Annotated in this window: 7 protein-coding genes; 5 read left to right on the forward strand and 2 right to left on the reverse strand. The window is 64.8% G+C overall.

The features are described from left to right. Positions 1-23 precede the first annotated feature (23 nt). The 5 genes from Q0L48_RS11385 to Q0L48_RS11405 all read left to right on the forward strand — a co-directional run bounded on the left by Q0L48_RS11385 (position 24) and on the right by Q0L48_RS11405 (position 9,746). On the forward strand, positions 24-515 hold the full coding sequence (locus Q0L48_RS11385) for a hypothetical protein (RefSeq protein ID WP_296721055.1): 492 nt from the start codon (positions 24-26) through the stop codon (positions 513-515). Positions 516-585: 70 nt separating this feature from the next. Beyond that, positions 586-1,659: a hypothetical protein gene (locus tag Q0L48_RS11390; protein WP_296721057.1), complete on the forward strand. Its 1,074-nt coding sequence runs from the start codon at positions 586-588 to the stop codon at positions 1,657-1,659. Positions 1,660-1,685: 26 nt separating this feature from the next. Beyond that, positions 1,686-6,818 carry a hypothetical protein gene (locus Q0L48_RS11395; RefSeq protein ID WP_296721124.1) on the forward strand — a complete coding sequence of 1,711 codons (5,133 nt, stop codon included), beginning with the start codon at positions 1,686-1,688 and terminating at the stop codon, positions 6,816-6,818. Between the two features lie 2 nt (positions 6,819-6,820). Beyond that, positions 6,821-8,749 (forward strand): CshA/CshB family fibrillar adhesin-related protein, encoded by a 1,929-nt coding sequence (locus Q0L48_RS11400; protein WP_296721060.1) that lies wholly within the window; start codon positions 6,821-6,823, stop codon positions 8,747-8,749. A gap of 49 nt (positions 8,750-8,798) precedes the next feature. Continuing rightward, on the forward strand, positions 8,799-9,746 hold the full coding sequence (locus Q0L48_RS11405; protein WP_296721062.1) for an NAD(P)H-binding protein: 948 nt from the start codon (positions 8,799-8,801) through the stop codon (positions 9,744-9,746). Here Q0L48_RS11405 and Q0L48_RS11410 read toward each other — a convergent pair whose 3' ends face one another. After that, positions 9,747-11,648, reverse strand: a complete 1,902-nt coding sequence (locus Q0L48_RS11410; RefSeq protein WP_296721065.1) for a beta-galactosidase — start codon at positions 11,646-11,648, stop codon at positions 9,747-9,749. Continuing rightward, entirely contained in the window at positions 11,645-13,735 is a 2,091-nt protein-coding gene (locus Q0L48_RS11415; RefSeq protein WP_296721067.1) for an alpha-galactosidase, read from the reverse strand. Before Q0L48_RS11415 ends, Q0L48_RS11410 begins: the two co-directional genes overlap by 4 nt. Positions 13,736-13,758: the final 23 nt, after the last annotated feature.

Below are 13,758 nucleotides of genomic sequence, written 5' to 3' on the forward strand. Positions count from 1 at the left end.
ATCGGAAAGACAGGGGTTTTACTATGAATTCGTTGCGAAAGCTGATGCTCGCCATGGCTGCTGCCACCGCGCTCGCCGCGCCCGCAATGCCGCTCGCGGCGCAGACTACAACCAGCCCGGTATCGCTTTCCGGAGACGTGAAGGCTGTCAAAGTGGTCAACGATGCCGACGGCAAGGAACGCACCGAACTGGTCGAGCCGGGCACGATCATTCCCGGCGACCGCCTGATATTCGGCACCGATTACGCCAACACCGGCGCAGAGGCCGTAACCAATTTTACCGTCACCAACCCGTTGCCCGCCGCAGTCCGGCTGTCGCCTGACGCCGATCCGGCGCTTGATGTGTCGGTTGACGGGGGCAAGACCTGGGGTGTGCTCGGCGCACTGACCGTCACCGGGCCTGACGGTGCCGGGCGCCGCGCCACCCATGCCGACGTAACCCACGTCCGCTGGGTGCTCGAAAGCATCGGTTCCGGCGCTTCGGGGAGGCTCACCTATCCAGCTATCATCCGCTGACCGGCGGTAGATAACCGCCACCTCCTGCGGGCGGATGCATTCACGCGGGGCAACACACAGGACCAGACCAATGAGAACCACCAAGCAGTTGCTGGGTGCGGTGAGCGCGCTTGCGCTCGTCGCAATGTCCAGCGCGCCTGCGTTGGCCGCAGGGACCAGCGCAGGCGATACCATAACCAACAATGTCTCCGTCAGCTTCGATGTCGGGGGCGTGGCGCAGAATGCTGCGACGGCGAGCGACATCTTCACGGTTGACGCTCGCATCAACGTGACCGTTGCCTCGAACGACACCGGCAATGTCACTGCGACGCCGGGCGGCACTCAGAACGTGCTGTCGTTTGACGTCACCAACCTGTCGAACGAGACCGTCGATTTCGATCTGACGGCATCATATCAGGGTGGCACCGGAACTGACGCCAATATTGATGAAGAGAATGCACTATTCTTCCTCGATGGCGGCGACGGCATCTACAACTTCGGTCAGGCTGGATCTGACGATGTTCAGGTCACTTTCCTCGACGAAATGGCCGAAGATGAAACCCGCACGGTGTTCGTCGTTTCGACGGTCACCTCAAGTGCAGTTGACGGCGAAACCTTCCAGATCGCCCTGACCGCGGATGCGCATCAAGCGGGCGCTACTGGCCTCGGCGCCGAGATCGAGGCGACGAGTGGGGGCAATAATGTCAACGCAATCGACTTCGTGCTCGCTGACGGTACCGGCGTAGGCGGTGCCGAAGTCGGCAATAACGAAGGCGACTTCGCGGCTATCGGCACGCTCGAAGTAGCGGGCGCGGTGGTGACGGTCGCCAAGTCGAGCCGTCTGATCAGCGATCCGGTCAACGGAACGACAAACCCGAAGGCAATTCCGGGCGCAACGGTTGAATACTGCATCACCGTAGCGAATGCTGCGGGCGCTGCGACTGCGACTGATGTCGACGTAACCGACGATCTGCCGTTCGATGTCTCCTATGAGGCGAGCTTCGGCATTTTCGTCAATGGCGACGAACTCTGCACCAATGGTGCGGCGGGCGGATCCTTCAGCGAAGGGACCGGACCTTCGGGCGAAGACCAGGTGCTGGGCGATCTCCTCGACGTCGAAGCTGGTCAGACCCGCTCGCTCTACTTCCGTGTCGTGATCGACTGATCCTGATCCGGACGTAGATCTTGCGTGTGTTTCCCTCCTTGCGGCATTTGGCAGCAGCGCTCATTGCAGTGCTGCTGCCATTCGTCGTGCCGCAGGAGGGGAGCAGCGCGCAATCCGATACCGGCGCATCGGTGCGCACCATCACCAATATCGCCGAAGCCACGTGGAATGCTGACGGATCGAGCCGACGGATTGCCAGTAATCCGGTGCAGTTCGACGTCAGCATCCCCCCTCCAGAACCGCCCACCATCCGGGTGTTCCGCCGCGCACCTTCGGACGGCACAGAGCTGGTGTATCGCCAGCCGCGCTGCGAGACCGACGCCGCTCCGGTGCAGCGCATTGGCAGCTTTGCGACCGCCAGTGTCACTCCGGGCGGAAATACTGTCGCCTTGACCGCGACCGCAAGTGTCCAGCTGACAGACCAGCTGCGCGGAGGCGAACCGGTTTTCTTCGAAATTTCCGCCGAGGCCGCCAATCGCGACCGGAGCGCCATCGACAGCCTTACCGTGGTGCTGACCACCGCAGATGGCGACCGCGAAACGATGACCGTGTTCGAGACCGCGCCTGACAGCGGCGTCTTTGCCGGTACCGCCGACACCGTCCGCATTCCCCCGCCGCTGGTGCAGGAAGACTGCCGCCTGAGCGTGGGGCCGGATTCGATGATCACGATCAGCGCGCTGCAGCCCGGCAGCGACGATATCATGGTAGCGGCCGAAGTGGCCGTGCTGGTCGATCCGTTCGGCGTGGTGTTCGATAGTGAAACCGGCGAGTTGGTAGACGGCGCGCGGGTCACTCTGATTGATGCCATCACCGGCGCGCCCGCCGCAGTGTTTGCCGAGGATGGCGTCACCAGCTGGCCGTCGAGCGTCATTTCCGGTCAGCCGATCACCGATGGCGCGGGCCGTGATGTTGCGATGGGCCCGGGCGAATTCTGGTTTCCGCTGACCAGGCAGGGCCGCTTTCGCCTTCAGGTCGAGCCGCCCGCACCCTACACCGCACCGTCCGTCGCTCCGCGCGAATTGCTGGGCCAGATCACCCGTCCCGATGGGCGGCCGTTCGTGATCCGCGATACCTCGTTCGGGGAGGCCTTCGTGCTCGACAACCCGATCCCCTTCGAAGTCGATATCCCGGTCGACCACCCGAGCCTTGATCTCGCGCTTGCCAAAACGGCATCGCGCGAAACCGCTTCGCCGGGCGATGTGGTGTTCTATGCCGTGACCGTGCGCAACGACGATCCGGCGCGGGTAAAGCGCGCAGTGACGCTGACCGACACGCCCTCACGCTGGCTGCGCCTGCGTCGCGACACGATCCGCATCAATGGCGTGGCCGCTCCGCAAACGGTCACGATCTCGCCCGATGGCCGAATTCTTACCGTCGCGCTGGGAGACCTTGCCGGAGGCGCTTCGGCGCGCGTGACCTATGGCATGACGGTTCGGCCGGATGCCCCTCCGGGCCGCGTGCTCAATGATGCCAATGTGCGCGACGCGCTCGGACGATTGTCGCGCGCGAGCGCCGCGGTCGATCTGGTGCGCGACGGGGTCGCCGACCGCATGACCATCATTGGCCGCATCACCGCCGGACCTTGCACCCTTGAGGAATCGCAACGCATTGGAGTTGCTGGTGTTCGGGTCATGCTGGAGGACGGCAGCTTCGCCATCACCGATGCAGCGGGCCGTTACCATTTCGAAGGCGTTGTGCCCGGCACGCACGTGGTTCAGGTTGCCCGCATGACCCTGCCCGAAGGCGCGAGCATGATCGATTGTTCGCGTTCGACCCGCAACGCCGGCAGCGCCTCATCGCGCTTCGCGATCGGTCAGGGCGGAAGCCTCGTGGTCGCCGATTTTCACGCGCTCCTTTCCGAAGTTGCGGTGCCCGCAGCGATCGCGCCGTCGCAGGCAGTGCCTGTGACCGCGCCCGCCGAAGCGAAGGATCCCGCCTCGACCGTGACCGATTACCTTGCGCTCGGCGATGGCGAAGACGGATTTCTTGCCCCGACGCAAGATGCCAACCCGCGTGCACCCGCAATCCGCGTCGCGATCCGCCACCGCCGCGGACAGAGCGTGGAACTGACCGTCGATGGCAAACCGGTCGATCCGCTCGCTTTCGACGGGACGCAAAACCCCGAGCGCGGCAAATACGCCGTCAGCCAGTGGCGCGGGGTGCCCCTGATCAACGAACGCACCATGATCGAAGCGCGGATCGTCAACAGCTTCGGCGTGGTGACGAAGACCTTCACCCGCGAAGTGTTCTTCACCCGCACCCCGGCCAACGTGGAATTCCTGCCCGCCCTGTCCAATCTCGTTGCCGACGGCCGGACCCGCCCTGTGGTCGCTATCCGCGTGCTCGACCGGAACGGCCGCCCGTTGCGCGAAGGCATTTCGGGCAGCTTCACCATCAATTCGCCCTACCAGAGCGCTGCGCAGATCGACCGGCAGCAGCTCGACCAACTCACCGGCACGGCTCCCGTCGCGGCGCGCTGGGTGGTCGAGGGGGCGGAAGGGCTTGCCCGGATTGAACTCGCCCCGACGATGGTCAGCGGCTCGGTGCGGCTCGCCTTCGCCTTCGACGATGGAGAGATCACCCGCCGTCAGGAGCTTGAGGCGTGGATCGAGCCGGGTGAGATCGAATGGACGATCATCGGCCTTGCCGAAGGTTCGGTCGGCGCGCGCTCGGTGGCCGACAACATGGAACGGGCCGGACAGTTCGCCAGCGATCTGGGCGATGACGCACGCGTCGCGCTTTATGCCAAGGGCCGGGTGCTGGGCAAATACCTGCTCACTCTCGCGTATGACAGCGCCAAGCAGCGCGAGGACAGCCCGGTGCTGGGTGCCATCGACCCGCAGGCCTACTACACGGTGTTCGGCGATGCTTCGGCGCGCCAGTTCGACGCCGCCAGCCGCGAAAAGCTGTATGTCCGCATCGAAACCGCCACATTCTACGCGCTCTATGGCGATTTCCAGACCGCCTTCAACCAAACCCGCCTTGCCAATTACAACCGCACCGCAACCGGCGTGAAGGCCGAAGCGCGGGTTGGCCAGATCAAGGCGCAGGGTTTCGCTGCCGAAATCGCCAGCCGGTTCCAGCGTCAGGAAATTCAGGGGCAGGGCATTTCCGGCCCCTACAGCCTCGCCAGCCGCCGCATCCTGCCCAATTCCGAACGGGTGACGATCGAAGTCCGCGATCGCTTCCGCCCTGAACTAATCGTGTCGGTCCGCGAACTTACCCGCTTTACCGATTACGACATCGATCTGCTGTCGGGCACGATCAGCTTTGCCGCCCCCGTTCTGAGCCGCGACGAGAACCTGAATCCTCAATTCATCGTCATCGAATTCGAAGCCGACGGGGCGGGCGAGGCCGAACTGAACGCGGGCGTGCGGGCCGACTGGACCAGTGCCGACGGCGCGATCCGGATCGGCGCAAGCGCGATCACCGACGCTGGCCTCACGGGGCGCGACGGGCAGGCGCAGCGTACCGATCTCGGCGCGATCGATCTGCTCGCCCGCGTCGGCGACAACACGGAAATTCGCGCCGAACTGGCCGTCAGCCGCCGCGAGGGCGAGGCGGCCACAGGGTGGTTGCTGGAAGCCCAGCACCAGACCGCCAGCCTCGACCTGCTCGCCTATGCGCGCCAGATCGACAGCGATTACGGGGTCGGCCAGCAGAATGTTGCCGAGCGCGGCCGCCGCAAACTGGGCGTCGATGGCCGTATGTTGCTGAGCCAGGAACTGAGCTTCGTCGGCAGCCTGTGGCAGGATGATAGCCTCGCCGATCCGACCCGCCGCCGCGCCGCGCAGGGCCAGATCGTGTTGGCACGGCAGCGCACCGACCTGCGCATCGGCCTCGTCCATTTCGATGACCGCCTTGCCGACGGCAGCAATGCCGCGTCCACCGTGCTCGAAGCAGGCGCGACCCAGCGCTTGTTCGACAACAAGCTGGAACTCTCCGCCGGAACCGCCGTGGCTCTGGGCAAGGCAGAAAGCCTCGATCTGCCGGCCCGCCACCGCTTCGGCGTGCGCTACGCCGTAACGCAGGACGTCCGGATTGTCGGCACCTATGAACTTGCCGACGGCAAGGCTCTCGATGCGCGTCAGTTGCGCGGCGGTATCGAGGTTGCTCCGTGGCAGGGCGGGCAGGTGGTGACCACGCTGGGCGAGGAAACCATCGGCGAGAACGGCACCCGCAGTTTTGCCGCCTTCGGCCTGTCGCAGACGCTCCAGTTGAGCCCCACCCTGACGATCGACGCAACACTTGACGGCAGCCGCACGCTCGGCGGCAATCCGGGTGCGGGCGGCGTTATCAATCCGGCCCAGCCGCCTGCCAGCGGCGGACAACTGACCGGCGGGTTGCTGTTCGAAGACTTCACCGCAGTCACCTTTGGCGCAGCTTGGCGCAAGGATCGCTGGAGCGTGACCGCCCGCGGAGAATTGCGCGACGGCGAGACTGCGGACCGCAAAGGCCTGCTGGTGGGCGCGATCCGCCAACTCGGCGAAGGCAGTCTGGTCGGATCGGGCGCGACCTGGACGCTGTCCGAGGCCGCAGGCGGGGCCAAAGCCGAAATTCTCGACGCCAGCATCGCCTTCGCACACCGCCCTGACGGGTCGCCGATCGCGATGCTGGGACGGCTCGAATTCCGCAGCGATCAGATCACTGGCGGCGTCGCCGGCGAGATCGGCGGAGCAGGCGGGGCCGGACGCACCGCGCTTGTGGTTGACGGGGATGCGACCTCGCGCCGTCTGGTGGGGAGCCTCTCGACCAACTTCTCGCCCCGAGGCCAAGACAACGGCGCGCAGGTGCGTCGCCACGAGGTTTCGCTGTTCCTCGGTGCGCGGCACAATTTCGACCAGTTCGAGGGGACCGAATTCTCGGGCACCTCGGTGCTGGTCGGGGCCGACGGTCGCATCGGGATCGGGGAGCGCTTCGAACTTGGCGCCTGCGCCACGGTGCGCAGCAACCTCGACGATAACACCACCAGCTTTGCCTATGGCCCGACCATCGGCGTGGTACCGGTCAAAGGCATGCTGGTGACCGTGGGCTTCAATGTCGAAGGTTTTCGCGACGGCGATTTCAGCGCCGCCCGCAACACCGACAAGGGCGTGTTCGCAGTGGTGAGGATGAGCTTCGATGCCGACAGCTTCAGCTTTCTCGGGCTTGGGCGCTGACCATGCGGGCGCTACGCCAGATCCACCATGCTAACCGGCTGTTTACCATAATCCCCTATGTCAAGGGCATGATGGCAGGCTGGACAATGCTGCGCAGGCTGATGGCGCTTGTAGTGGTTGTCTGCGGCTTGCTGTGGAGCCCGGCCGCGCGGGCACAGGATTGCGGCCAAGCGACCGCGCAAGGCACGGCGCCAGCAAGCTGGCAGACCTATTGCTGGCTTGATTTCGCCGATTACAATGATGCGACCGCACGGACCGCTGCGGGGCAGAATCTCAGCTTCACGCTTCCCGACGGGTCGGTTCTGACGTTCAATGCGCGGGTATCGGGCAATTCGACTGTCTATAACGCGGTGACGGCGCCTTCCTGGACCGGCGCGGCGATCGGCAATGTCGCGTTCATCGGCATCCCGGGACGCCCTGTGCTCTACACCACATCCGCCGGATCGCGGACGATCAACCTTTCGAACATCACGGTCACTCCGCCTGTCGGTGCGAGCGCCACGGTCTATTCCTTCGTCGTCGCCGATGCGGAATCGAGCAATGATAACGAAGCGCTGCGCTACTCCACCAACGGCGGCGCGTGGCAGTTGCTCGACGCGGTGCAGCCGATCAGCGGGTCGACCTTCCCGTCGATCACCGGGGTCGGCAGCAACACTGTCAACATCACCGGCAGGCCCGGGACCGTGGGCGCCCATATCCTCGGCAGTAACAGCCCCACCAGCGTGACGATCGAAACGCAGGCGGGTGGGCTCCAGGGCGTGATGTTCGCGATCCGCTTTGCCTCGATCCGGCTCCAAACCACGATACAGGGCCCGCGAACCAATTCTGCCGATCAGTTCAGCTATCAGATCGTCAATACCACGACCGGCAGCACGATTTTCGGGGGTACCACCAGCGGCAGCGGCTCCGGCCCCTTCTCCACCGCGCCACTGAGCATGGCGGCAGGGGTGCCCATCACGCTGCGCGAGAATATGGCGTCGGGGAGCGTCAGCACCCTTTCGCAGTATGTCACAACGCTGACATGCGTGAACACAGCAGGTGCAACCCGCGCCAGTCTGCCGAATGGTCTCGCCACTACGAGCGTGAACATCGGCCAGCTCGAATTCGGCGAGTTTCTGGTGTGCACCTTCACCAATGGCGCCCAGCCGCGCCTGCGATTGCGGAAGGCGCTCGACGGTTTTCGACGCTTCAACGGCGATCAGTTCACCGTTCGGATCATGTCAGGCGAGACGGTCATTGCCGCTGCGACCACCACCGGTTCGGGGTCTACGGTCAATGCGGGCGACACCGGCTTCGTGCAACTTGACAGCGGGCTTTCTTATACGCTCAGCGAGATCGCGGCAGGTACAGGCAATCTTGGGAATTATGAGGCCGAGCTTGCCTGCAGCAATGCCACCAGCGGTTCGGCCACTACCCTACCAAACACAGTCGGAGGCAGCATCACACCGCAGCTTGGCGACACCATTACCTGCATAATCACCAACAGCCGCATCACCACCGCAGTGCTGGAGGTCGACAAGACGAGTGTGGTGATCTCCGATCCTGTGAACGGCACCACCAACCCCAAGGCGATCCCCGGAGCAATCGTCGAATATAGCATCACCATCCGCAATGTCGGCAGGCGCTCGGTCGATTCGAGTTCGATTGTGATCATCGACGATATGCCTGCCGACATGGCGTTTTCCACCGGCACTCCGGTGACTTTTCAGGATGGTTCGCCTGAAAGCGGGCTCAACGCTTTCAATGCCGCCACAATGGTACGCTTTTCATCCGCGTCGGGGACAGCAGGGCCATTCACCTACACGCCGAACGGTGCCTTCGATCCCAACGTGCGCACGATCCGGATTGCACCGGCCGGCACGATGGATCGTTCAGGCGGCGCGAGCGACCAGCCGAGCTTCACGATCCGGTTCCGCGCGCGCGTTCAATAGGATGGCTGGCCCGATTGACCATTGAGGCAGCGGGGGTAGGGTGGCTGCGATGGCAAAGCTTGAAACCCCTCACCGTGTTCTTGTCGCCGGGGCCACAGGCACAATCGGGCTGGCTGTGGTTCGGCGGTTGGTCGCCGATGGTCATGCCGTCACTGCGCTTTTGCGACCGAGCACCGTCGGCAGCGATCCCGAGCCACTTGCCGGAGCTGACCTCGCCCGTGCCGCATTGCGGGATAGTGACGCTCTTGCGCGCGTAATGGCGGACGTTCAGCCCGGTTGCATCATTTCCTGCATCGCCTCGCGTAGCGGCGCACCCAGGGACGCAAAAGCGGTGGACTTCGACGCCAACTGCGCCTTGCTATCGGCGGCGCAGGCAGCCGGGGCGCGGCAGTTCATTCTGCTTTCGGCAATTTGCGTGCAGAAGCCGCTGCTGGCCTTCCAGCACGCCAAGCTCGCATTCGAGGCACAGCTGGCGGCGAGCGGGATCGATTACACGATCGTGCGGCCCACGGCGTTCTTCAAATCGCTGTCCGGACAGGTCAGGCGGGTCAAGGCAGGCAAGCCCTTTCTGATCTTCGGGGACGGCGAACTCACCCGCTGCAAGCCGATCAGCGATGAAGATCTGGCGCGGTTCATTGCCGGGTGCATCGACAATCCGGAAACCAGCGGCCGCATCCTGCCCATCGGCGGCCCCGGCCCGGCGATCAGCTTGCGCGAACAGGGCCAATTGCTGTTCGACGTGGCAGGCAGGCCGCCGCGCTTCAAATCAGTGTCGCCCGGTTTGTTCGACTATGCCGAACGGGTGCTGGGGCTGGGGGAAGGCGTGTCCGGCTGGTTCGCCGAAAAGGCCGAATATGCCCGGATCGCGCGCTATTATGCGACCGAATCAATGCTGGTGCTCGATCCCGAGACCGGCCGCTACAGCGCTGATCTCACCCCGGAATTCGGCAGCGACACGCTGCGCGATCATTACGCAAGGCTGCTGGCCGAAGGCTGATCACAGCGGCGCGACGTGCCAGCTGGCAGCGGGCAGCGTCTCGCCCAGATGGGCTGCGAACACCGGCTCGGCGGCATAATTGAAAGTGAAGGCGTGGCTCGCGCTGCGCCGCACCCGGATGCCTTCGGGCAGGTCGATCAGTGGCAAGCCCGCCTCATCCGCCATGCGTTCGATCATAAGCCGTAGCAGCGCCCGGTCCGGCCAGATGGCAAGGTAGCGGACATTCCCGTTGTGGTAGAGAACGCCGCGCCCGGCAGCGTCGGAAAGCTCGGGCGCAAGATCGCTCGCCACGTCCTCGCGCCAGCGGGTGACCGCCCAGCCATCCGCAGCCTCTGCCACTCCGCCGGGCAAGGATTCGACGCGGGTGACGGTGATCGGCAGAAGCTGCCGGATTTCGCCGGGCGCGAGGCCATCGGGAATGCAGAAGCTCGCCGTTTTGCTGCCAGATCGCGGGCCGAGCAGGACGGGGCATGTCAGCCCGGCGAGGCGTTCGACGAAGCCTTCGGGAATGATCGGCAAGGTCGGCACCACCACCATGTGGTAAGCCGAAAGGTCAGCGTCGGGGGCGACGATATCGACATCCAGCCCGCGTGCCCGCAGCGCCGAATAGCATTCGAACACAAGTTCCAGATAGCGGAAGCTCTGCCCCTGCGGCTGGATCCCGACAGTCCACGCTGCCTCATAAGAAAACACCAGCGCCGCCTGAGCCTGCGCCATTTCCTGAGGTCCGATGTCGGTGAGCGCCGCCGCTGCTGCGCGCACTTCGGGAGCAGCTTCGGCTTCGGTGCTGTCGGGGCGCAGCAATCCGGCGTGCATCTGCTCCTGCGCGAAGGGTGCCTGCCGCCAGCGGAAATAGCTGCTGAACTCCGCACCGTGCGCGCACGCCTCCAGCGTCCACAGTGCGACCATGCCGGGCAGCGGCGCAGGGTTGAAGCGTGCCCAGTTCACCGGGCCGGGCTGCTGTTCCATCACGCCCCAGCGACCATTCGAACAGCCTCGGTAAAGGTCATGGTGAAACGCGGCGATATCGGGGTGGCCCTGCCGCAGGTAAGCGCGCTTCTCTTCCGAAGAGAACCAGAACTGTTCGAGAAAGCCGAGCGGATAGGAATCCCACGTCGCCACGTCGATATCGCGGCCCACGTCGTGGTGATCGAATTCGGTGAAGAACCCCATGAAGTTGTGGGTGATGTTTTTATCGGGCGACAGCTTGCGCAGGATTTCGACCTGTTCGCGGTTGAAGTTTGCCACCTGATCGGAGGCGAACCGGCGGTAATCGAGCCAATGTGCGGGGTTCGCCTCGGTCACGGTCAGGTGCGGCGGATCGACCTCGGCGAAGGCGCGGTATTCCATGCTCCAGAACACATTGCCCCATGCGGTGTTGAGCGCCTCAACCGTGCTGTAACGGGCCGCCAGCCACTCACGGAAGCCATTCGCGGCGGCATCGGAGAAGCTGAGCACCGTATCGTGGCAGCCATATTCGTTGTCGGTCTGCCACATCACGATGGCGGGGTGATGGCCGTAGCGTTGTGCCAGCGCGGCTACGATCCGGCGGCACTCGGCGCGGTAACCAGCGTGGCTGAAACAGTAGTGCCGCCGCGAGCCGAAGCCGCGCGGGCGGCCCTGTTCGTCAAGGGCGACGATATCGGGCATGGTATCGACCAGCCATTTCGGCGGGGTGGCGGTCGGCGTGCCGAGGATGATTTTCAGACCCGTAGACGCCAGCGTATTGATCGCGCGGTCGAGCCAGCCCCACTCGTATTGGCCCGGATGCTGTTCGATCCGGCTCCATGCAAATTCGCCGATGCGTACCAGCGAAAGGCCCATGTCCGCCATCCTGCGCGCATCCTCGGCCCACACCTCTTCCGGCCAGTGTTCGGGATAATAACAGCAGCCGAGTTTCATGCAGGAAGCCTTTCAAGCGCGATGAGCCACGCGGTTTCCGGGTGTGTCAGTGGCAGCGCCAAGCCCTGCGTCATCAGCGCCGCGCCCGATAAGGTGATGCCCATGCGCCACAGGTCGGGGTTAGCAAGGTAGTCCCGCGCCTTGTTCGGCCACGGTTCGGGAAGGGTGACGCGATAGCGTGCATCGGGCGCGAGACCGGCGAGGCGCACGGGCGCACCATCGAACGCTGCGGCAAAACCGGTCTGCGCGACCAGCGCCAGCGCTTCGTCGCGGTGCACCGCGATCAGCCCGCTGACCCCCGGATCGGGATGGTCGAGCCGCCACAGCGCGCCCTGATGCAGCACCCCGCGCCACGCCTTGTAGAGCGCGATGTGCGCGGCAAGGTTCGCGCGGTCACGCTCGGTCATGCGCGCCGGATCGGCCTCGACACCCATATGCCCGAAGACCGCCACTTTGGCGCGGAAATCCATCGCGAGCTGCCGCCCGGTGATCGGATTGGGCGAAGGGCCGACATGGCTGCCCAGCACTTCCAGCGGCAGGAACTGGCTCCACGCACGCATGATCTGCAGCCGCTCGATCGCGTCGTTGTTGTCCGAAGGCCAGACGCGGTGGGTGCGCGAAAGGATGCCAAAGTCGATCCGCCCCCCGCCGCTCGAACAGCTTTCGATCTCCACATGCGGGTGCGCGGCGCGCAAGGCATCAAGCAGGGCGTAAAGCCCCTCGGTCTGCCGCGCGCCTGCAGGAAACAGGTCGCGGTTGTGGTCCCATTTGAGATAGGCGATTGCGTGCGCCCGCAGCAGCGCGTCGAGCCGGTCGAAGAGGCAATCGCGCACTTCCGTCCGCGCCAGATCGAGCACCAATTGCCCGCGCATCGTGAGCCGCTCGCGGCTCTCGGTGTGCAGGCACCAGTCGGGATGGGCACGATAAAGGTTGCTTTCGGGCGAGACCATTTCCGGCTCCACCCACAGGCCGAAATCCATGCCGAGTTCGTGGGCGCGGGCGATCAGCGGGTCGAGACCTGCGGGGAACACCTCCGGCGAAACCGTCCAGTCGCCAAGGCTGGTCTGATCGTTGCGGCGACCTGCGAACCACCCGTCGTCGAGCACGAAGCGTTCTATGCCGAGCGCCGCCGCATCCTCGGCCAGCGCGATCAGCTTGTCTTGCGAAAGGTCGAAGCCGAGCGCTTCCCACGAATTGAGGTGAACCTTGCGCGGGCTCCAGTTGGCGCGGGCGGGCAGGACTTTGGCGCGCAAGTGGGTGTGGAAGGCTTGCGACAGCGCGCTGCGGTCAGGCGCGATTGCGAAGACTGCCGGACAGCTGGTGAAGCTTTCCCCCGGTGTCAACGACAGTTCGCCCGCGTTCCAGTTAGCACCCATTTGCAGCATCGCGCGTCCATCGCCCGCGCCTTGCGCATCGGGCTCCAGCGCCAGCCGATGATCCCCGCTCCATGCCAGATGCGCGCCGAGCACTTCGCCTGTTGCATGGAGCAACACCCAGTTGCCACCGCCGAAGCCGGGCTTTCCGATGGCCGACTGGCGGGTGGGGCCATCGGGCGTAATGGCCTGGCGGTGCTCCTGCATCTCCGCCGCCCAGCGGCCGGAATAGCTCGTCCGTTCGGTGAACCGCGCCGGGATCGGCAGTGCCAGCGAAGTGAGGCAATCGATATCGAGCGTGGCATCGCCTCGGTTGGCAAGGGAAAGGCTTGCAGTGACCACATCGCCCGCACCGATGCGCCAATGGCAGGCGACCTCTATTCCTGCGACAGCGTCAACGAAGGTGATCGCAATGCTGCAATCCTGAACGTCCCAGTCGCTGACCCGGCAATCGGTCTCGATCCGCTGCCCTGCGCGCCGTAAAGCCAATGCCGGCGTCCCGCTCCACCCCCCTTTGCGTTCGGGCAACAGGCCCGGGCGCGGCGGCACATCGGGCTGGCTTTCGTGCCGCCCGCGCGCGCTGGCGGCGGTGAGCGCCGGCAGGTCTTCGCCACCGGGCAATCGCGGGCCGACATAGACGAGATACGCCCCGCCGCCGCGCGCGACCGCGAACACCAGCGTCAGCGCATCGCCATCCAGCCGCACGAATTCCACGCTCGCCTTCTCCCATCGGTTCC

Origin of the sequence: Erythrobacter sp. (assembly GCF_024305245.1) — a bacterium.
GTDB lineage: Bacteria > Pseudomonadota > Alphaproteobacteria > Sphingomonadales > Sphingomonadaceae > Erythrobacter.

Excerpts from the sequence above, each read along its gene's own strand:
- Q0L48_RS11385 (WP_296721055.1), top strand. The coding sequence starts at position 24 with ATGAATTCGTTGCGAAAGCTGATGCTCGCCATGGCTGCTGCCACCGCG.
- Q0L48_RS11390 (WP_296721057.1), top strand. The coding sequence starts at position 586 with ATGAGAACCACCAAGCAGTTGCTGGGTGCGGTGAGCGCGCTTGCGCTC.
- Q0L48_RS11400 (WP_296721060.1), top strand. The coding sequence starts at position 6,821 with ATGCGGGCGCTACGCCAGATCCACCATGCTAACCGGCTGTTTACCATA.
- Q0L48_RS11405 (WP_296721062.1), top strand. The coding sequence starts at position 8,799 with ATGGCAAAGCTTGAAACCCCTCACCGTGTTCTTGTCGCCGGGGCCACA.
- Q0L48_RS11410 (WP_296721065.1), bottom strand. The coding sequence starts at position 11,648 with ATGAAACTCGGCTGCTGTTATTATCCCGAACACTGGCCGGAAGAGGTG.